This is a genomic window from Streptomyces sp. NBC_00989, assembly GCF_045162655.1.
In the GTDB taxonomy this organism is placed as follows: domain Bacteria; phylum Actinomycetota; class Actinomycetes; order Streptomycetales; family Streptomycetaceae; genus Streptomyces.
This window is the reverse complement of sequence record NZ_CP108728.1, coordinates 5,125,375-5,144,285: the sequence shown is the minus strand read 5'-3', so window position 1 is coordinate 5,144,285 and position 18,911 is coordinate 5,125,375. Positions and strand designations below refer to the sequence as shown.

General features: G+C 69.8%; 17 protein-coding genes. 11 read left to right on the top strand and 6 right to left on the bottom strand.

Translation table 11 applies throughout. The features are described from left to right. Positions 1 to 113 precede the first annotated feature (113 nt). The 9 genes from hemL (at position 114) to OG714_RS22445 (ending at position 9,597) form a co-directional block, all read left to right on the top strand. Positions 114 to 1,421: a glutamate-1-semialdehyde 2,1-aminomutase gene (hemL, locus tag OG714_RS22485; RefSeq protein ID WP_406131908.1), complete on the top strand. Its 1,308-nt coding sequence runs from the start codon at positions 114 to 116 to the stop codon at positions 1,419 to 1,421. Continuing rightward, complete coding sequence (locus tag OG714_RS22480) at positions 1,418 to 2,104, top strand: histidine phosphatase family protein (protein WP_406123488.1); 687 nt, start codon at positions 1,418 to 1,420, stop codon at positions 2,102 to 2,104. Before hemL ends, OG714_RS22480 begins: the two co-directional genes overlap by 4 nt. Positions 2,105 to 2,251: 147 nt before the next feature. Further along, the gene (locus OG714_RS22475; protein WP_406123486.1) at positions 2,252 to 3,556 is read left to right on the top strand and encodes a hypothetical protein; all 1,305 of its coding nucleotides are present in this window, start codon (positions 2,252 to 2,254) and stop codon (positions 3,554 to 3,556) included. 90 nt (positions 3,557 to 3,646) lie between these two features. Further along, positions 3,647 to 4,249, top strand: coding sequence for a TlpA disulfide reductase family protein (locus tag OG714_RS22470; protein ID WP_200686858.1), 603 nt, complete (start codon positions 3,647 to 3,649; stop codon positions 4,247 to 4,249). A 6-nt stretch (positions 4,250 to 4,255) separates the two neighbouring features. Then, positions 4,256 to 5,023 (top strand): cytochrome c biogenesis CcdA family protein, encoded by a 768-nt coding sequence (locus OG714_RS22465; RefSeq protein ID WP_406123483.1) that lies wholly within the window; start codon positions 4,256 to 4,258, stop codon positions 5,021 to 5,023. Between the two features lie 3 nt (positions 5,024 to 5,026). Further along, positions 5,027 to 6,838, top strand: coding sequence for a cytochrome c biogenesis protein ResB (locus tag OG714_RS22460; RefSeq protein WP_406123481.1), 1,812 nt, complete (start codon positions 5,027 to 5,029; stop codon positions 6,836 to 6,838). After that, positions 6,835 to 7,953: a c-type cytochrome biogenesis protein CcsB gene (ccsB, locus tag OG714_RS22455; protein WP_406123479.1), complete on the top strand. Its 1,119-nt coding sequence runs from the start codon at positions 6,835 to 6,837 to the stop codon at positions 7,951 to 7,953. The genes OG714_RS22460 and ccsB overlap by 4 nt, the downstream gene beginning before the upstream one ends. 103 nt (positions 7,954 to 8,056) lie before the next feature. After that, positions 8,057 to 8,659: an RNA polymerase sigma factor gene (locus tag OG714_RS22450; protein WP_406131907.1), complete on the top strand. Its 603-nt coding sequence runs from the start codon at positions 8,057 to 8,059 to the stop codon at positions 8,657 to 8,659. Beyond that, complete coding sequence (locus OG714_RS22445; protein ID WP_406123477.1) at positions 8,656 to 9,597, top strand: CU044_5270 family protein; 942 nt, start codon at positions 8,656 to 8,658, stop codon at positions 9,595 to 9,597. Before OG714_RS22450 ends, OG714_RS22445 begins: the two co-directional genes overlap by 4 nt. Positions 9,598 to 9,610: 13 nt before the next feature. Here the strand turns inward: OG714_RS22445 and OG714_RS22440 are convergent, their stop codons facing one another. The 4 genes from OG714_RS22440 to OG714_RS22425 all read right to left on the bottom strand — a co-directional run bounded on the left by OG714_RS22440 (position 9,611) and on the right by OG714_RS22425 (position 14,871). After that, entirely contained in the window at positions 9,611 to 11,152 is a 1,542-nt protein-coding gene (locus tag OG714_RS22440) for a hypothetical protein (protein ID WP_406123476.1), read from the bottom strand. Then, a complete protein-coding gene (locus tag OG714_RS22435; RefSeq protein WP_406123474.1) occupies positions 11,149 to 13,293 on the bottom strand; it encodes a hypothetical protein in 2,145 nt (714 codons plus the stop codon). The genes OG714_RS22440 and OG714_RS22435 overlap by 4 nt, the downstream gene beginning before the upstream one ends. Before the next feature lie 143 nt (positions 13,294 to 13,436). Then, positions 13,437 to 14,420, bottom strand: a complete 984-nt coding sequence (locus OG714_RS22430; RefSeq protein WP_406123473.1) for an isopenicillin N synthase family dioxygenase — start codon at positions 14,418 to 14,420, stop codon at positions 13,437 to 13,439. Continuing rightward, positions 14,413 to 14,871, bottom strand: coding sequence for a nucleoside deaminase (locus OG714_RS22425; protein WP_406123472.1), 459 nt, complete (start codon positions 14,869 to 14,871; stop codon positions 14,413 to 14,415). The genes OG714_RS22430 and OG714_RS22425 overlap by 8 nt, the downstream gene beginning before the upstream one ends. Positions 14,872 to 14,972: 101 nt before the next feature. Here OG714_RS22425 and OG714_RS22420 point away from each other — a divergent pair, with 101 nt between their 5' ends. Next, positions 14,973 to 16,232, top strand: a complete 1,260-nt coding sequence (locus OG714_RS22420) for a PucR family transcriptional regulator (protein ID WP_406123471.1) — start codon at positions 14,973 to 14,975, stop codon at positions 16,230 to 16,232. Here the strand turns inward: OG714_RS22420 and OG714_RS22415 are convergent. Together OG714_RS22415 and OG714_RS22410 are read right to left on the bottom strand one after the other, a co-directional pair. Next, complete coding sequence (locus OG714_RS22415; RefSeq protein WP_406123470.1) at positions 16,229 to 17,170, bottom strand: transglutaminase-like domain-containing protein; 942 nt, start codon at positions 17,168 to 17,170, stop codon at positions 16,229 to 16,231. The genes OG714_RS22420 and OG714_RS22415 overlap by 4 nt on opposite strands. A 46-nt stretch (positions 17,171 to 17,216) precedes the next feature. Then, positions 17,217 to 17,825, bottom strand: a complete 609-nt coding sequence (locus OG714_RS22410) for a TetR/AcrR family transcriptional regulator (protein WP_406123468.1) — start codon at positions 17,823 to 17,825, stop codon at positions 17,217 to 17,219. A 216-nt stretch (positions 17,826 to 18,041) separates the two neighbouring features. On the opposite strand from OG714_RS22410, the gene OG714_RS22405 reads away from it, so the two are divergent. Further along, the gene (locus tag OG714_RS22405) at positions 18,042 to 18,809 is read left to right on the top strand and encodes a VOC family protein (protein ID WP_406123467.1); all 768 of its coding nucleotides are present in this window, start codon (positions 18,042 to 18,044) and stop codon (positions 18,807 to 18,809) included. The last annotated feature ends 102 nt before the right edge of the window (positions 18,810 to 18,911 follow it).

Below are 18,911 nucleotides of genomic sequence, written 5' to 3'. Positions count from 1 at the left end.
CAGCTCATCCCGAGAAGTCCGAGAAGCCGGAGAAGTCGCAGGTCATGACCGAAACGCCCAGCGGAACGCCACGCGAAACGCCCAGCGGAGGGGCGAGCGGAGCGCCGCAAGCCCTGCCCTATCCATACGATGCGCCCGTCTCGCAGGCTCTCTTCGACCGTGCGTCGGTCGTCACACCGGGCGGCGTGAACTCCCCGGTGCGCGCCTTCCGCGCCGTCGGCGGCACGCCCCGGTTCATGGTCTCCGGCAACGGTCCCTATCTGACGGACGCCGACGGGCGCGAGTACGTCGACCTCGTCTGCTCCTGGGGTCCCATGATCCTCGGGCATTCCCAGCCCGACGTGATCGCCGCCGTCCACGACGCCGTCTCGCGCGGCACGTCCTTCGGCACCCCCGGTGAGGGCGAGGTCGCGCTCGCCGAGGAGATCGTCGCCCGCGTCGAGCCCGTGCAGCAGGTGCGGCTCGTCAGCAGCGGGACCGAGGCGACCATGTCCGCCATCAGGCTCGCCCGCGGGTTCACCGGGCGGCCCAAGGTGATCAAGTTCGCCGGGTGCTACCACGGTCACGTCGACGCGCTGCTGGCCGCCGCCGGTTCCGGAGTCGCCACCTTCGCGCTGCCCGACACCCCCGGCGTCACCGGCGCCCAGGCCGGCGACACGATCGTCCTGCCGTACAACGACCTCGAAGCCGTGAACGAGGCCTTCCATCGGCATCCCGGTGAGATCGCCTGCGTCATCACGGAGGCTTCGCCCGGGAACATGGGCGTCGTGCCGCCCGTCGCCGGGTTCAACCAGGGGCTCAAGGACGCCTGCTCGAAGAACGGTGCCCTCTTCATCTCTGACGAGGTCATGACCGGCTTCCGGACCAGCCGGGCAGGGTGGTTCGGGATCGACGGCGTCGTGCCCGACCTCATGACCTTCGGCAAGGTCATGGGCGGTGGCTTCCCCGCCGCCGCGTTCGGCGGGCGCGCCGACATCATGGCGCACCTCGCTCCCGCCGGGCCCGTCTACCAGGCCGGCACCCTCTCCGGTAACCCCGTCGCGACCGCCGCCGGCCTCGCCCAGCTGCGGCTCCTCGACGACGCGGCCTACGACACGATCGACGCCGTATCGGCGCAGATCCAGTCGCTCGTCACCGAGGCGCTCGCCAAGGAAGGTGTCGCGCACCGGATCCAGAACGCCTCCAACATGTTCTCCGTGTTCTTCACCGACCGCAGCGTGCGGAACTACGAGGACGCCAAGGCGCAGGAGTCGTACCGCTTCACCGCCTTCTTCCACTCGATGCTGGCGAGCGGGGTCTATCTGCCGCCCTCGTCCTTCGAGTCCTGGTTCGTTTCCACGGCCCACGACGAACGGGCCATCCAGCGGATCGCCGACGCCCTCCCGGCGGCGGCCAGAGCGGCGGCGGAGGCCACCCGATGAGCAGCAGTGACAGTGACATCACCGTCGTCCACGTGATGCGGCACGGTGAAGTCGCCAACCCCGAAGGGGTGTTGTACGGCCGGCTGCCCGGCTACCACCTCTCCGAGCTGGGCCGGCAGATGGCCGACCGGGTCGCCGAGCACCTCTCCTCCCGCGATGTCACGCACGTCGTCGCCTCCCCGCTGGAGCGCGCGCAGGAGACCGCCACACCGATCGCCAAGGCGCACGGGCTCGACCTCGCGACCGACGGGCGGCTCATCGAGGCCGACAACGTCTTCCAGGGCAAGACCTTCGGCGTAGGAGATGGCGCGCTGAAGAAGCCCGACAACTGGAAGTACCTGGTCAATCCGTTCAAGCCGTCCTGGGGTGAGCCCTACGTGGACCAGGTGGTGCGGATGATGGCGGCGATGGACGCCGCCAAGGACGCCGCCCGCGGTCACGAAGCCGTGCTGGTCAGTCATCAGCTGCCGATCTGGATCGTGCGGTCGTACGTCGAGCGGCGCCGGCTGTGGCACGACCCGCGCAAGCGGCAGTGCACGCTCGCGTCCCTGACGACCTTCACCTACCGGGGCGACAAGATCGTGTCCGTCGGCTACACCGAGCCGGCCCGTGATCTCGTCCCGGCCCATCTCCTCGCGGGCGCCAAGCCCGTCAAGGGGAAGGACAAAGCGTTCGGCGCCTGACAAACGCGGGTTGACCACTCGTCAGGGGCCGGTCTCGTGACAGCTCTGTGACATTTGTTTCGCAACCCACATCGTTCATGGTGAACTTTCTTGTCTGTCGCGTCCTCTCACAGGTAGACCACAGAGGACGCGACGGATGGGGAAGCAATGCGGAGTCTCACTCGACGGGGAGCGCTCGGAGTCGGTGCGGGCGCCGCGGCGGCCGTAGGACTCGCGGGGTGCGGGACGCTCGGTTCGGACGGGTCGAAGCCCTCCTCCGGCGGTTCCGGCAAGGGGCCCTCGGGTGGTCCCACCAAGTCCCTGGAGCCCCGGGTCAAGCCCATCGGTGACGGCTCCACGTCCTTCACCGGCAAGCAGCCCAAGCAGCCCGCCAAGCCGGTGCCGTTGGAGGCCGGGCAGACCCCGCCGCAGTTCGTGATCTTCTCCTGGGACGGCGCGGGCGAGGTGGGCAACGGTCTGTTCCCCCGCTTCCTCGACCTCGCCAAGCAGCACGGCGCGAGCATGACCTTCTTCCTCTCCGGCATCTATCTGCTGCCCGAGTCGAAGAAGCGCCAGTACAACCCGCCGAACAACGCGCGCGGCGCCTCCGACATCGGCTACCTCACCGACGAACACGTCAAGGCGACCCTGACCAACGTCCGCCGCGCGTGGCTGGAGGGCCACGAGATAGGCACCCACTTCAACGGCCACTTCTGCTCCGGCTACGGCACGGTCGGCAACTGGACGCCCCAGCAGTGGCGCAGCGAGATCGACCAGGCCAAGTCCTTCGTCAAGGAGTGGCGCACCAACACCGGCTGGACCGACCTGCCGTCCCTGCCCTTCGACTACGAGAAGGAGCTCGTCGGCGGCCGGACGCCCTGTCTCCTCGGCCAGGACAACCTGCTGCCCACCGCCCGCTCGCTGGGCTGGCGCTACGACGCCTCCTCGCCCGGCGGCCGCCAGGTCTGGCCCGTGAAGCGCAACGGCGTGTGGGACTACCCGCTCCAGGCCGTCCCCTTCCCCGGGCACAGCTTCGAAGTCCTCTCGATGGACTACAACATGCTGGCCAACCAGTCGGTCAACTCCACCAACGCGCCCGCCTACAACTACCCGGGCTGGCGTACCCAGGCCGCGCAGGCCTACATCTCCGGCTTCCAGCGCGCCTACGAGTCCAACCGCGCCCCCTTCTTCATCGGCAACCACTTCGAGCACTGGAACGGCGGCATCTACATGGACGCCGTCGAGCAGGCCTTCAAGCACATCGCCCGGCTGAAGGAGAAGGGCGAGGACGTCCGGCTCGTCTCCTTCAAGCAGTTCACCGACTGGATCGACGTGCAGAAGCCCGAGGTGCTGGCCAAGCTGCGCACCCTCGATGTCGGCCAGGCACCGGCCGGCGGCTGGAAGTCCTTCCTGGCCGCGAGCCCGAGCAGTTCCTCGTCGGCCTCCTCCACCGCCACCGGAGACGCCGCCTGACGGGGCGCCTGAAACGTCGCCTGAAATGCGGTTTTCCGCCCGTGAGGGGGGCGCGCAAGATCCCCGGAACGGGCATGCGAAACTTTTCACATGAGTGCCGCCAGTCGCGCCCGTAGCCGCGCCGTCCTGTCGACCGCCGGCGTTGCCGTCGCCGCGTTGGTGCTTTCCGCCTGCAGTTCCGGAGGCACCTCCGGAGGTTCGGGCAACACCAACTTCATCACCGGCTCCGACGGCATCGCGACCGTCAAGAAGGGCGACCGCCAGGCCGCCCCCGACCTGTCCGGCAAGACCATCGACGGCAAGACGCTCAACACCGCCGACTACAAGGGCAAGGTCCTCGTCGTCAACGTGTGGGGCTCCTGGTGCTCCCCGTGCCGCGCCGAGGCGGACAACCTGGTCCAGGTCGCCAAGGCCACCGCGGACAAGGACGTCCAGTTCGTCGGCCTCAACACCCGTGACACCAGCACCGAACCGGCCGTCGCCTTCGAGAAGAAGTACGAGGTCCCGTACCCCAGCCTGTACGACCCGACGGGCCGGCTGATGCTCCGCTTCAAGAAGGGCACCCTCAACCCGCAGGCCATCCCCTCCACGATCGTCATCGACCGGGACGGGAAGATCGCGGCACGCGCACTCCAGGCACTCAGCGAGGACAAGCTCCGCGAGATGCTCGACCCGGTCATCGCGGAGAAGTGAGCTGACGTGCTGCTCGCCGCCGCCGCCCTGCCGGGCCAGAACCAGACGGTCTACGACGGGGCCCTGCTGCTCGCCCTGCCGATCGCCGTGCTCGGCGGGCTCGTCTCCTTCTTCTCCCCGTGCGTCCTGCCGCTCGTCCCCGGTTACCTCTCCTATGTCACCGGCGTCAGTGGCACCGACCTGGGCGAGGCCCGGCGCGGCCGGATGGTCGCGGGTGCCTCCCTCTTCGTCCTCGGCTTCACCGTCGTGTTCGTGTCCGGCGGGGCCCTGTTCGGCTACTTCGGGCAGACGCTCCAGGAGAACCAGGACGTCCTGTCCAAGACGCTGGGCGTGCTCATGATCCTCATGGGTGTGTTCTTCATGGGGATGATGCCCTGGCTGACCCAGCGTGAGTTCCGCTTCCACAAGCGGCCGACGACCGGCTTGATAGGTGCTCCGCTGCTGGGCGCGCTGTTCGGCATCGGCTGGACCCCGTGCGTCGGCCCGACCCTCGCGTCCGTGCAGGCGCTCTCCATGACCCAGGCGGGTGCCGGACGCGGAGCGATACTGACCGTCGCGTACTGTCTCGGCCTGGGTGTCCCCTTCGTCCTCACCGCGGTCGCGTTCCGCAAGGCCCTCGGTGCCTTCGGCTGGGTCAAGCGCCACTATGTCTGGGTGATGCGCGTCGGCGGCACCATGATGATCGTGACCGGCGTGCTGCTGCTCACCGGCGCCTGGGACGCGCTGGTGCAGGACATGCAGGGCTGGTCCGACGGCTTCACTGTAGGGATCTGATCGATGAGCAAGACGACCGCCGACTCGCCCGCCGAGAAGCCCGGGACCGACCCCTCCGGCGACGACCAGGACCTCGGCGCCGCGGGCTCCCAGCTCTCCACGGCCCCCGTCGAGACGGCCATGCCCGGCTCCTTCGGCGGCAACCGCGCCCCCGGCCTGACGGGCTGGCTCGCCTGGACCGGTCGTGAAGTGCTCGGCTGGGCGCGCTGGTTCTGGCGCCAGCTGACCTCGATGCGGGTCGCGCTGATGCTGCTGTTCCTGCTGTCGCTCGGCGCGGTCCCCGGCTCGCTGATCCCGCAGACCGGCACCGACGCGCTGAAGGTCTCCGAGTTCCAGGACGCGCACAAGACGCTCGGGCCGATCTACCAGAAGCTCGGCCTCTTCCACGTCTACGGCTCCGCCTGGTTCGGCGCGATCTACGTCCTGCTGTTCGTCTCCCTCATCGGCTGCATCATCCCGCGCACCTGGCAGTTCGTCGGCCAGCTCCGCGGCCGCCCGCCGGGCGCGCCCAAGCGCCTCAACCGCCTTCCCGCGTACGCCACTTGGCGCACCGCCGCCGAGCCCGAGCAGGTCCGGGAAGTCGCCCTCGCGACCCTGCGGAAGCGCCGCTTCCGCGCCCATGTCGCCGGGGACGCCGTCGCCGCCGAGAAGGGCTACCTGCGCGAGACCGGCAACCTCCTCTTCCATCTCGCGCTGATCGTGATGCTGATCGCCTTCGCCTGGGGCCAGCTCTTCAAGTCCGAGGGCGACAAACTGATCGTCGAGGGCGACGGCTTCTCCAACACCCTCACCCAGTACGACGACTTCAAGTCCGGCAACCTCTTCAGCGACGGCGACCTGGTGCCCTTCAGCTTCAACCTGAAGAACTTCATCGGCACCTACGAGCGCACCGGCCCCAACCGCGGCACCCCGAGCACCTTCCAGGCCGACATCACCTACAGCCTCGGCGCCTACGGCAAGGCGGAGAAGCACACCATCAAGGTCAACGAGCCGCTGGAGATCGGCGACTCGAAGGTCTACCTCGTCAGCCACGGCTACGCCCCGGTCGTCACCGTCCGGGACGGCAAGGGCAAGGTGGTCTTCCACCAGGCCGTGCCGATGCTGCCGATCGACTCGAACGTCACCTCGCAGGGCGCGATCAAGGTCCTCGACGGCTACAAGAACACCCAGGGCGTCGCCGAACAGCTGGGTTTCGCCGCCCTGTTCGTGCCGACGTACGCCAAGGGCAGCGGCACGATGTTCTCCCAGTACCCCGGGCTCGACTACCCGGTGCTCAACGTGACCGGCTACCACGGCGACCTCGGCGTCAACTCGGGCATCCCGCAGAACGTGTACCAGCTGGACACGAAGAACCTGAAGCAGTTCAAGGACGCCAAGGGCAACATCCTCAAGGCCCAGCTGCTGCCCGGCGAGACGATGACGCTGCCGAACGGCGCCGGGTCGATCACCTTCGACAAGCAGATCAAGGAGTGGGCGGGCTTCCAGGTCGTCCAGCAGCCCGGCACCACCTGGGCACTGGCCGGCGCGCTCACCGCGATCCTCGGTCTGGCCGGCTCCCTGTTCATCCAGCGCCGCCGCGTCTGGGTGCGGGCGACCACCGGCGACGACGGCATCACCGTCGTCGAGATGGCTGGGCTCGGCCGCAGCGAGTCCGCGAAACTCCCCGAGGAACTCGGCGACCTGGCCGCGCTCGTGCACGACCGGGCCCCGACGAAGACCGACGACGACCCGAAGACCCCCAACTCCGACGCCGACACCCACGAATCCGACTCCGGCGTCGAACCGCCCGTACCCGCCGAAGGGGCTGAGAAGTGACTCTCGCCGCCGCAACCGACATCGCCTCCGTGACCAATCTGGCCGCCGCGACCAACGAGCACCTGGCCAACCTCAGCAACACGCTGATCTACTCCGCGATGGCCGTCTACACCCTGGCCTTCTTCGCGTACATCGCCGAATGGACCTTCGGCAGCCGCAGCAAGATCGGCCGTACGGCCGCCGCGCTGACCGGTGCCGGGGCGAAGAAGGCGGACGCGCCCGCCGTCACCGTCAACAAGGCCGGCGGCACCACCGTGCTGGAGCGGCCGAAGGTCGTCGTCCGGGCCGCGTCCGGCTCGCGCGACGTGCCGGACGGTCCCGGCGCGCACGGCGGGGACGAACAGGGCGACCTCTACGGCCGTATCGCCGTGTCCCTCACCGTTCTCGCGTTCCTCGTGGAGTTGAGCGGTGTCATCGCCCGCGCGGCCTCGGTGGAGCGGGCGCCCTGGGGCAACATGTACGAGTTCAACATCACCTTCTCCACGGTCGCCGTCGGCGTGTACCTCGCGCTGCTGCTGCTCAAGAAGAACGTGCGCTGGCTCGGCCTGTTCCTGGTCACGACGGTCCTCCTCGATCTCGGTATCGCCGTCACTGTCTTGTACACCGCCAGTGACCAGTTGGTTCCCGCCCTCCACTCGTACTGGCTGTACATCCACGTCTCGACCGCGATCATCTGCGGCGCGGTCTTCTACGTGGGCGCCGTCGGCACGCTCCTGTACCTCTTCAAGGACTCGTACGAGAGCAAGCTCGCGGCCGGCGGCACGCCCGGCGCCTTCGCCACCTCGGTGATGGAGCGGCTGCCCGCCTCGGCGAACCTCGACAAGTTCTCCTACCGCGTCAACGCGGCCGTCTTCCCGCTGTGGACGTTCACGATCATCGCGGGCGCGATCTGGGCCGAGTCCGCGTGGGGCCGCTACTGGGGCTGGGACCCGAAGGAGACCTGGGCGTTCATCACCTGGGTCGCCTACGCCTGCTACCTGCACGCCCGCGCCACGGCCGGCTGGAAGGGCCGCAAGGCCGCCTACCTGGCCCTGATCGCCTTCGGCTGCTGGCTGTTCAACTACTACGGCGTCAACATCTTCGTCGGCGGCAAGCACTCCTACGCCGGCGTGTAAGCGGCAACTCCCGTACGGCGAAGGCCGGTTCCGCGTGACATGGGTCACCGGAACCGGCCTTCGCCGTACGGACAGGTAGAGGGGTGTGGATACGAACCTGCATCTGAGGAAACGCATCCGCGCGGGGGATCACGACGCCTTCGGCGAGATCTTCGACGCGTACGCACGCTCCGTCTACAACCACGCCTTCCGGCTCACGGGGGACTGGGCGCAGGCCGAGGACATCGTGTCGCTGACCTTCCTGGACGCCTGGCGCCTGCGCGGCAAGGTCGACGAGGAGGGCGGTTCGCTACGGCCCTGGCTGCTCGGCATCGCCACCAACGTCACGCGCAACACCCGCCGCGCCGCCCGAAGATACGCGGCGGCGCTCTCCCGGCTACCCCGTGACGAGGTCGAGCGCGACTTCGCCGACGAGGTCGCCGCCCGCCTCGACGACACCGCCGAACTCGCCCTCATACGCACCGCGTTGGCGACCCTGCGCCGCGCCGAGCGCGAGGTGCTCGCCCTGTGCGTGTGGTCCGGGCTCGACTACCGGGCGGCGGCCGAGGCGCTCGGGGTACCCGTGGGGACCGTACGGTCGCGGCTCTCGCGGGCACGCGCAAAGCTCGCGAAACATCTGAAAAGTGTGGAACTCCCCTTGCGGGACGGACAGATGAAAGGTGACCGCGGCAGTGCGGTCGGGCCCCTGAGGGAGGAACAGCGATGAACCGACTCCCGGAACTTCCCGAGAGAGACCTTCCGCCGGGCCGTCACCGACTCCTCAAGGAGCATCTGATGACCGAGATCCGGCACGACGACGCTGCGCTCGCTGACCGGCGGAGCAAGTGGCTGCGGCCCGCGCTCGCCGCGACCGCCGTCGCCACCGCCGCGGCCGTCGCCTTCGTGGTCCTGCCGTCCTCCGACTCCTCCTCGGCGACCGCGAAACCGCCGACCAGTTCTACGGTCGCCCTCCTGGAGCACATCGCGCTGGCGGCCGAGCATGAGAAGTCCTACGGCACGGTCCGCGACGACCAGTTCGTGTACGTGGACAGCAAGGTGTCCTACGCGGCGTACGAGGAGGGCGAGAAGGCGAAGATCCCGCCGCTGCACCGGCAGGAGGTGTGGATGTCGGTGGACGGCCTGCACACGGGGCTGAAGCTGGAGGCGGGCGAGAAGCCCTTCGCCATCACACCCGATGTGAAGCCGGGCAAGGTCGGCTGGGAGGTCTCCTCCTTCTACAACCACGTGAAGACGCTGCCTACCGACGCCGACGCGATGTACGACTACCTCGCCAGGACCGCCCCGAAGCACAGCGGTCAGGAGAAGTACCAGGCGATGTTCGTGCTGGTCGGCGATCTGCTCAACGACTCGATCGTGCCGCCGGAGCAGAGCGCGGCGCTGTTCCGGGCCGTGGCCAGGATTCCCGGGGTGACGGCGGTCGAGGGGGTGAAGGACGCCGAAGGGCGGTCCGGTGTCGCCATCGGCCGCGACGATCCCGACAACCCCACCCGGGACGAGTGGATCTTCGACGCGAAGACCTACGAGTTCCTCGGCGAGCGCGAGGTGGCCACCAAGGACAACGCCGGCGTGAAGAAGGGCACGGTCACGGCGAACACCGCCGTCCTGCGCCGGGCGATCGTCGACAAGGCGGGCGAACGGCCGTAGGGGACAACGGTGTTCAGGCCGGAGGCAGGCAGTCCTTCGCGGGCGGCTTGTCCTCCGGCCAGGCGATCCGCACGAAGCGGGCGCTGCCCTGCGGGGTGAGTTCCACTATCGGTACGGCCTTGTCGTACGGGTTGCCGTGGATGTCCAGGCAGATCCAGCCGCTCGCCCCGCTCACCCGCAACGACCCCTTCACCTGCGGCCATTGGAGGCCGACGTCGGACAGCGGCGGGATCTTCTGCTGATCGGGGGTGGCCTCGCGGATGCCGTGGACGGCGAGGCGCATCGCGTCGTAGGCGATGATCGCCTGGCCGTCGTCGAGGGAGACCTTGCCGAGCGGGCCGACCGGTGCGGTCTTGGCGGTGGCGAGGAGTTTGTCGAGGTCCTGGGTGTCCTGGGGCGAACCGCCGGTCGCCGGGGGCTTGTTGGTCCAGGCGTCCGGGTGGGCGAGGGCGGTGTAGCGGACGGAGACGCCGTGCTGGAGGGCGGCGCGGTCGAGCTTCCTGTCGCCGGTGAGGTACGAGCCCTCGTCGCCGGTGAGCACCGTGAACGTGCGGGACTGGCAGCCGCGGCGGCCCAACGCGTTGATGAACTGGCGCAGTTGGGTGTGCCGTCCGGCGAAGAACACGGTGTCCAGCTTCGGGTCCGTGTCGCAGACGAGGTCGGTGATCTGCCGGAACGTGTTGGGCGTACTGCCCTCCTCGCTCCGGTTCGCGGGCGGCGTGAACGGCCACGACCCGTACGGCGAGCCCTTGAGCAGGGTGGCGAAGGCCTGTTGGAGCGTCTTCGTGTACGGGTCGCCGGGCTTGTCGTAGACCAGCAGCGCCCGGTCCGCCGTCACCCTGGCGAAGGAGGCGAGGGCGCGCGCCTCGTCGGTGTTGGTGGGGGAGACGCGGGCGAGCCCGGGGTAAGGGTCCTTGCCCCGCTGCCCGTTGGCGAGGTCGTCGGCGGTGATGGAGGAGCCGACCACCGGGATGCCGAGCCGGGTCAGCTCCGCCACGGCCTTCTTGTTGTTCTCGGTGCTCGTCCCTATCCCGGTGACCGCGCGCAGCCGGTCGGAGGAGTCCGTCATCGCCGAGAGCCGGTCGACCGTCCGCTCCCAATAGGCGCCGTCGGCACCGGGGTTGGCGAGCACCAGCCGGATGTACGGGGTCTCGCCGTTGTCGTCGTGGTTGGCCCGGTACTGCGCGAGATACGCGCCCTGCAACTCGTGCAGCACGTCGTTCAGGTTGTCGGCGTCACTCGAACTGAAGGGCTCGTACAAGGCGACGGTCACGTACGTACCGGCCTTGAGGGAGCGGTTCTCGCGGTCCACCGCCCTGATGGTGGCGGCGAACCGGCGCTGCCCGAAGTCGAACGCCGAGGTCGACACCCCCACGCACTCCCCGCTGTCCTCCGGCCGGGCCACCCCGGCCGCGCAGGAGCGGTCGTCGTGCAGGAGGGTGCGGGTCAGCTGGACCAGGCCGAAGAGCAGCGCGCCGGCGATCACGAAGGCCGTGTAGCGGTAGATCGGGATCGTCCGGATCCGCTGGACCAGTTCACGCGTCCACGCTCTCATCGCCCGCCCCCGTCTCGGTCGTCGCCGGCCGGCACCCTCAACGGGCGCCCGGCCAGGGCGTGTTCGGGCCACTGCTGGGCGGCCCGCCACAGCGGTTCGCTGCCCGCGGGCCAGATGTTCGACAACTGCTCCAGATCGAAGTGCATCCGGCCCGCGACCTCCTCGTCCGGCAGCACCAGCGGATCCGTCACCTGCCACACCGCGTGCAGCAGCCGCCGTACGGTCAGATGCAGGGCCGGGTCCGCACCGGCCGGGGGGTCCTCCTCGGCGTCCGTGCGGGCGAGCGCGACGGCCTTGCGGTGGTCGCCGGGGGCGCCGATGTCCCGGCCGTGCGGATCGTGTGCGTGGTAGTAGGGCGCGGCGGTGACGAACAGCAGCGTCTCCAGCCAGGCGTACGGCGTGATGGTGCGGAAGGTGTTCCGCAGATACGCGACCGCGTCCGCCGTGTCGCCCAGGGCGAGTTTGTGGTGCAGGCGGTAGCGGGCGCGGGCCGGGGTGTCCGGGTTGCCGGGCAGACCGTCGTAGTGCGAGAGCAGCGAGCGGTGCACGGCACGCCAGCGCCCGTGGTCGGCGTCGTCGAGGTGCAGCCGCAGCAGGAGCAGGGTGCGCAGGAAGGGATCGCCGACGAAGTAGCCCTCGGCCGGGGGCAGTCCCTCCGCGGTGAGCTGGGTGCGCAGCCGGTTCACCCCGGCCGCCCCGAAACTGTCCCCCAGCCGTGCCTCGGCCAGCGCCCGCGCCGAGTCACCGTCGTGCGCGGTGGCGAGCACGGCCAGCTCCTCCGCGAGCCCCCGCGGCACCAGCCGGTCGAGCAACTCCCGGTACACCGGCCGCCGATCGCTCTCCACATCCCCGTCCGGCTTCAGCCCGGCGGTCAGCAACTCGCCCGGACTGACCGCCCCCACGGGCCGGTTCTGCCGTACGGCCTCCCCGAGCACCGCCGCCCCCAGCGGACTGCCGGCCGTCAACCGGTGGATGGCGTACGGCAGTTGGGGCGGCACCTCGACACGCGTAGCGCCGTCGGTGTCCGTGGCGGCGGCGCACACGTCGGCGATGACGCGCCGCGCCTCCTCGGGGGTCAGCGCCGGCAAGGTCACCAACAGGGCCCGGGACGAGGGCGAGGCCCCCGGCGCCCAGCCGCTCCCGCGGGCCATCTCCGGCAGCGGATGCCGGACGGCGTCCGGCAGATCGGAGTGCCGGTGGCCACGCAGACCGGCGAAGAAGACCACCTGGTCGCCGTTGCCGTCGGCACGCTCCTTCAGTACGGCCTTCATCAGCCCGGGACCCGGCCCCGACTGCACGTTGTCGACGAGGACGACCGGCCGCCCCACCCGGCGCATCCGCTCCCACCGGCGCCGGTACATGTCGCCCAGATCGGCCAACAGGGCGCGCAGCAGCCAGCGTTCGGCGTCCGCGCGGGAGGTGCCGTCGGCGCGGAAGTCCCGGGCGATCTCGATCAGCCCGCGCCGGGCGTCCCCGCTCGCGCCGGGATAGGCGCTGTACCAGTCCGCGCCCGCCTTCAGTAGCCCGTTCGGCGTCCACACCAGGTCGAAGAGGGTGTCCAGGGTCGCCTCGATGACGGCCTGCCCCACCGGTCCCGTACCCGACAGGTTGGCGATGAGCCGGGAGGCGACCTTGCCGGCCCAGCTCTGCGCGATCACCGCCCAGCGCCGCGCCGGGTCGCTCAGCAGCAGGATGCGCCGGGCCTCCTCGCGGGCGCTGTCCTCGTCCCGGTCGCCCCAGCCGGTCGCGCAGACGGCGAGCAGCCCGGCCTCCAGCCGCGGGAAGTCGATGCTCCCGGCCCCGTGCACCACCGGTTCCCGCAGCTGCTCCGCGACGGTCTCCAGCGCCTGCCACACCGGGGACCAGGTCGCGGCGGGCCGCCCGGCCGGCAGCCGGGTCAGCCGGTCGGCCTCGCAGTCGATCAGCGCGACCGGCGTGTGCCCGCGGTACGCGGTCCGCAGCTCGGCCAGCGCCATGCTCTTGCCGAGGCCGCGCGCGCCCGCGAGCACCACGAAGGGTGGTTCCGGATGTTCGTACGGCGAGGTGAGCAGCTCGTACGGCCGCAGGCCGATCAGGCGCGAGGCGAGACCGGGCGGCTGTGCCTCGAACAGCGCTCCGCGTCCATGCAGCCCTCTACCCACCGCATCTCCCCCTGAGCGGTCGCCTGGCACTGCAACTGGTTCTATCAACACCAGGGTAAATAGGGGGAGTTGGTTCGGACTAGACCGAGTGGTGTCCGTTGGGTTACGAAAATGTCGGAACGGCGGATGTTTGGGTGCCGCGCTCAGTCGACGGTGATCGAGTCCAGCTTCTCCCGCAGATAGACATGCGAGTCGACGGCCTCGTACGCCACCCGCCCGACCGGCGCGGGCACGGACTCCACGAGCGTGCCGGGCGTGCACTCGCCGAAGTAGACGAGCGACATCAGCTCCTCGGCGGGCGCGTCGGCGGGCGGCGGCAGCACGCGGTGCCGCCCGGACCGCCACCGGTCCCCGGTCCAACGGGCCATCAGATCACCGATGTTGATGGTGAACGCCGCCGGATCGAACGGCGCGTCCTCCCAACCCCCCTCGTCGGTGAAGACCTGAAGTCCGCCCTTCCCGGCCTGCCGGTCGAGGATCGTCACGGTCCCGAAGTCGGTGTGCGGCCCGATCCGGAACTGCCCCGGCTCCGGCTCCCCGACGACCTCCACCCCCGGGTACCAGTTGATGTTGAACCCGTACGTCGGATGGTCCATGTGCTGGGAGAAGAAGTCGGGTTCGAGCCCGAGCGCGACCCCGAGCAACGACAGCAGCTGCTTCTCCAGCTCGCCCATGCGGTCGAGGTACTCCTCGCAGAGCTGCTGGAGTCCGGGGATCTCCGTGGGCCACACGTTGGGCGCGTACCACTCGGCGTTGATCTCCGGGTCCTCGAAGGGTTCGTGCGTGGCGAAGGTCAGCGACTCCTTCAGATCGGGCGGGGTCTCGGTCCCCTCCGAGTACCCGTTGGCCTCGGCACCGGGCCCGAGCCAGCCGCGCCCGCCGACCTTGGCGGAGTAGGCCTCTTTGACATCGACGGGGAGGGCGAAGAAGGCGCGGGAGGCCTCCCGGATCCGGGACCGGAGACTCGGGTCCACTCCATGCCCGGTGACGAGCAGGAACCCGGCCGTCTGGAGGGCGTCGTCGACGGTACGGGCGATGTCCTCGCGCGTCTGCTCGTCCCCGTCGATCCAGGGCTTCAGGTCGATCGTGGGGATGCGGGGTTTGGTCTGGGGCTGGGGCTCAGTCACCGATGTCCTCGTTCCAGAGTGCCGGGTTGTTCTTGATGAAGTCGCGCATCAGCGAGGTGCACTCGGGGTCGTCGAGGACGACGATCTCCACACCGTGCTCGGCGAGCCAGTCGTGCCCGCCGTGGAAGGTCGCCGCCTCGCCGACGACGACCCGCGAGATCCCGAACTGCCGCACCAGCCCGGAGCAGTACCAGCACGGCGAGAGGGTCGTGACCATGGTCGTCCCTCGATACGTCCGCTGCCGTCCCGCGGCCCGGAAGGCGGCCGTCTCCGCGTGCATCGAGGGGTCGTCGTCCTGGACGCGCCGGTTGTGGCCGCGCCCCAGCAGGGCGCCGTCGGCGCCGTAGAGCGCGGCGCCGATCGGGATGCCGCCCTCGGCAAGACCGGCGCGGGCCTCCGTGACGGCGGTGGCGAGCCAGGTCCGTGCCTGTGCCTGATCGATGCGGTTCATGACTCCCACTCTCCAGTGGCCGAAACACCAGGGCAACGTGCGGAAAGTACTCTCCCCGCTACCCGTACCCGGACGAACTGTCAGCGCCCCTGGAGGTGCCCGTGCCCGCACTCACCCTCCGTGAGGTCCTGGCCCTCGACCCGGTCCGTGCCTCCGAGCCCGAACTGCTGGCCGGCGAGGCCGCCCTCGACCGCCCCGTGCGCTGGGTCCACTCCAGCGAGGTCTACGAGGGCGCGAACTTCCTCGACGGCGGCGAACTCCTCCTCACCAACGGCTTCGGCCTCACCGACACGGACGCCGAGATCCGCCGCCGCTACGTCCGCGAGCTGGCCGCGCGCGGCGCGTCCGGCCTGGCGGTGGAGATCGGCCGCTCGCTCCCGACGATGCCGCCTGAGGTCACGGACGAGGCCCGCCGTCTGGGCCTTCCCCTCCTGGCCCTCCACCGCGTCGTTCCCTTCGTGCGGATCACCGAGGCGGCCAACCGGGCGATCGTGGCCCGGGGCCTGTCCGGCCGTTCCGTCGTACGACCGTGGGGCGACGACCATACGGCCGCGCTCCTGGCCGACCTGGCGGACCGCGCCGCGCTGAACCAGCCCGAGGTCGAGGCCCGCTCGGCCCTGGCCGGCTTCCACCCCGGCCCGGGCGCCCGCCTGATCGGGGTCTCCGTGCACGGCGCGCGCGAGGTGACGGCGGTGGACCGGGCGGTACGGCTGCTGGGCGGGGCGAGCGTGCTGCGGGCGGCGTTCCCGGGCGACGTACTGGCCCTGCTGGCCCTCCCCGGCTCCGTCTCCGGTGACCCCATCCGCGCGGTCCAGGAGGCCTTTCGTACGGCGGCCGATCCTGGGCTGACGGTCGCGGTCGGCCACGCGGTCGACGCCGGCAGCGGCTGGCTGCGCTGGAGCGACACGTTGCGGGCGGCGCGTACGACTCTGGAACTGGCGCTGACGGTCCCGGCCGCCGAACCGGCCGCCCCCGAGGGCCCGTTGGTGACCTCGGCACGGGCCCTGGCCCTGGAACGTGAGCTGACCCGCGGCGGCGTCGACGCGAACCGCGACCGCCTGTCCCGGCTGGTGCAGCACGCCCTGGGCCCCCTCCTGTCCTGGGAGGCGGCCCACCCGAGCGACCTGGTACGAACACTCGAAGTCCATCTACGGCACGGCTGCTCACCCACGCGGACAGCGGCCCTCTTGCACATCGGCCGCCAGTCCCTCTACCAACGCCTGGAACGCATCGAGTCACTCCTCGGCCTGGAGATCGACGACCCGGACCTGCTGGGCGAACTGCTGGCGGCGGTGTGCGCGCATCGGGTGGTGCGGGGGATGGGGGCGGCTCAGGTACGGGGGTTGCGGACGGTCGCCTAGAGGTCGCTCCGGCGCAGGGTGACCTCACTGGGGCCGTTGAAGGGGGCGTAGCAGGTCACGGTGGGCGGGGTGCGCAGGGTGTCGTCCTCGGTGAACAGTTTCCGTACGGCGTCGAAGGAGACCTCGCCGCTGACGACCGGGGCGACACGGTCGTAGAACTCGCGCGAGGCCTCCGGCAGCGGCTCCCCGGGCTTGCCCTCGTCCTCGCTCCACACATCCCACAACAGGGTCTCCACCTTGTTCAGGGCGGCGAGGTCGAGGCGGATGTTGCCGGCGACGAACCGTTCGCCCCAGAACGGGCCCTCGTCCGGCAGGTGCAGTCCGAAGCGCGTCGGGTCGGCGGCGCCGGTACGGATGGCCTGCCAGGCCTCGCCCGCGACGAGGAAACGGTCGCGGGGTACGTCCATCGGGTCGAAGTCGACGTTCCAGTGGGCGGTGACGACGGGGTCGGCGAGCTGGGAGTCGGCGAGGAGCCAGCCGCGGTCGTCGTGCCAGTACTCGGTGACGACGTGGTCGCCGTGGAAGAGGCTGGAGTCGTCGGTGTCGCGCGAGTTGAAGTAGTCGGCGAAGCCGGAGCGGACGCGGGCCGGGACGCCCAGGTGCCGCAGGAACGAGCAGTGCAGGAGCGAGAAGTCCCGGCACACTCCGACGAACCGGTCGCCGGGTTTGCGCGGCAGGGCGAGCGGGCTGTCGTTCCGGTCCACGATGATCCGCAGGATGTCGTCGATGTAGCGGGTCTCGGCGTCGTTGTGGAGGCGGTCGGTGGGGTGGGTGTGGTCGTAGAAACCGGCTTCGAGGCGGTGGATGAGCAAGTCGCGGGTGACGCGCGCGAGTTGGGCGGGGTCGCGGGGGAGGCCGGCGTAGAGGTGGGCGAGGGCGCCGGGGTCGGAGTACGTGCTCTGGGCGGCGTGGAAGCCAAGATCTGCGGTGAGGGGCATGACACCTGACCGTGTCAAAATTCGCCCCGGATTGTCCAGAGTCACTTCACTTCGGGTCCGCGGCGACCGATCGCCAGATGCGTTCCGGGAGGATCCGGGCGGCCTCGTCGAGGTCGAGTTCGGTGTCGTCGACCTGGGAGAGCCAGCGGCGGATGAAGCCGATCAGCGGGCCCAGGACCAGGGACTCGATCAGGGCCGGTGGCAGGGGGGCCAACTCCCCTGAATCCACGTGGGATTGGATCCAGAGGGCGAACACCGAGAGCCTGGCCTCCTGGGAGTCGCGGAGCTCTCTGGCCTGGGTCATGTTCCGCTGGTCGGTTCTGGCGGAGTGCAACAGCAGCGCGGCGTCCCGGTGTTCGCGGACGAAGGCCAGATGCGTCCGTACGATCGCGCGGATGCCGGTGCGGGCGGTGCGGGTCGCCTGGAGCGCGGTGACCAACTCACCCAGCAACCGGCTCAGCCAGCGCTGCGCCAGCGCGTCGAACAGGCCGTCCAGACTGCCGAAGTGGTGGTACAGGCTGCCGAGACTGACACCGCTCGCCTTGGTCACCGCACTGACGGTGAGGCCCTGCTCGCCCTGCTCCGCGAACAGGCGCAGCGCGGCGTCGAGGAGCAGGTCTGCGGTGACCTCGCCGCGGTGTTGCTTGGGGCTCATGCGGGACAGCGTATTGGGGACCACGTTCTAGAGTGAATTTCTAGAGCAGATTTCTGGAACCCCCTTCCGGTCTGGTCATCCACCGGTCCAGACTTGGTGGTAGCCGGGCCCGCGTCCGTCCGTTTCGGGGGATACGGATGGCCGTGGGCCCGGTGGGCCCGCCGGGCCCGGTGGGCTGAGCGGGGTGTGTACGGGGCGGTGCATAGGATCACCTGCATGGCGCTGCGACCCGTGCAGGTGAACATCAAGGCCGTTGACGGCTTGGCGGTTGGCCGGTTCTGGGCGGAGGCGCTCGGCTGGAGTGTCTTCAGTCCCGGCGTGACGACCTACGTCGGCCCCGCGGGCACCACCGCTGGTGCTGACGGTGCTGACGGCCCCGTCTGGCCCGAACCGGTCGGCCTCGGCATCGACATCGTTCCCGTTCCGGAATCCAAGTCGCCGGCGAAGAACCGTCTGCATCTCGATCTCGCCACCACCTTTACGACCCACCAGGCGGAGTTGATCGCACGCCTCCAGTCCCTCGGTGCGACGCCCGTCGACGTGGGCCAGGGCGATGTCCCGTGGACCGTGCTCGCCGATCCGGAGGGCAACGAGTTCTGTGTGCTGGAGCCTCGGGAGATCGACCGGGACACCGGGCCGATCGCCGCGGTGGTCGTCGACTGTGTGGATCCGCGTGCGATGGCGGGGTTCTGGGGCGAGGCGATCGACTGGGCCGTGCTTGAACTGTCCGACGACCACGCGTCGTTGCGTTCCGCCGAGGGTGTCGGACCGTATCTGGAGTTCCTCCGCACACCTGGTGTGAAGGCCGTACCGGATCGCATCCATCTTGATCTGTTGCCGTATCCCGGTGAAGACAAGGAGGCGGAGGTGGGGCGGCTTCGGGGGCTTGGAGCGGGCGACCTCGATCTCGGCCAGGGTGATGTTCCGTGGACGTGCCTGGTCGATCCGGAAGGGCATGAGTTCTGCGTGCTGGCGCTGTCCTGACGCGGGGGTTTGTTGATGTCCCAACGTTCGCGTCAACTTCGGGCGTTCTGGCGTACGTTGAAGGGTGATTACAGCGCGTGCTCGTGCTGATACTTTGCGTGT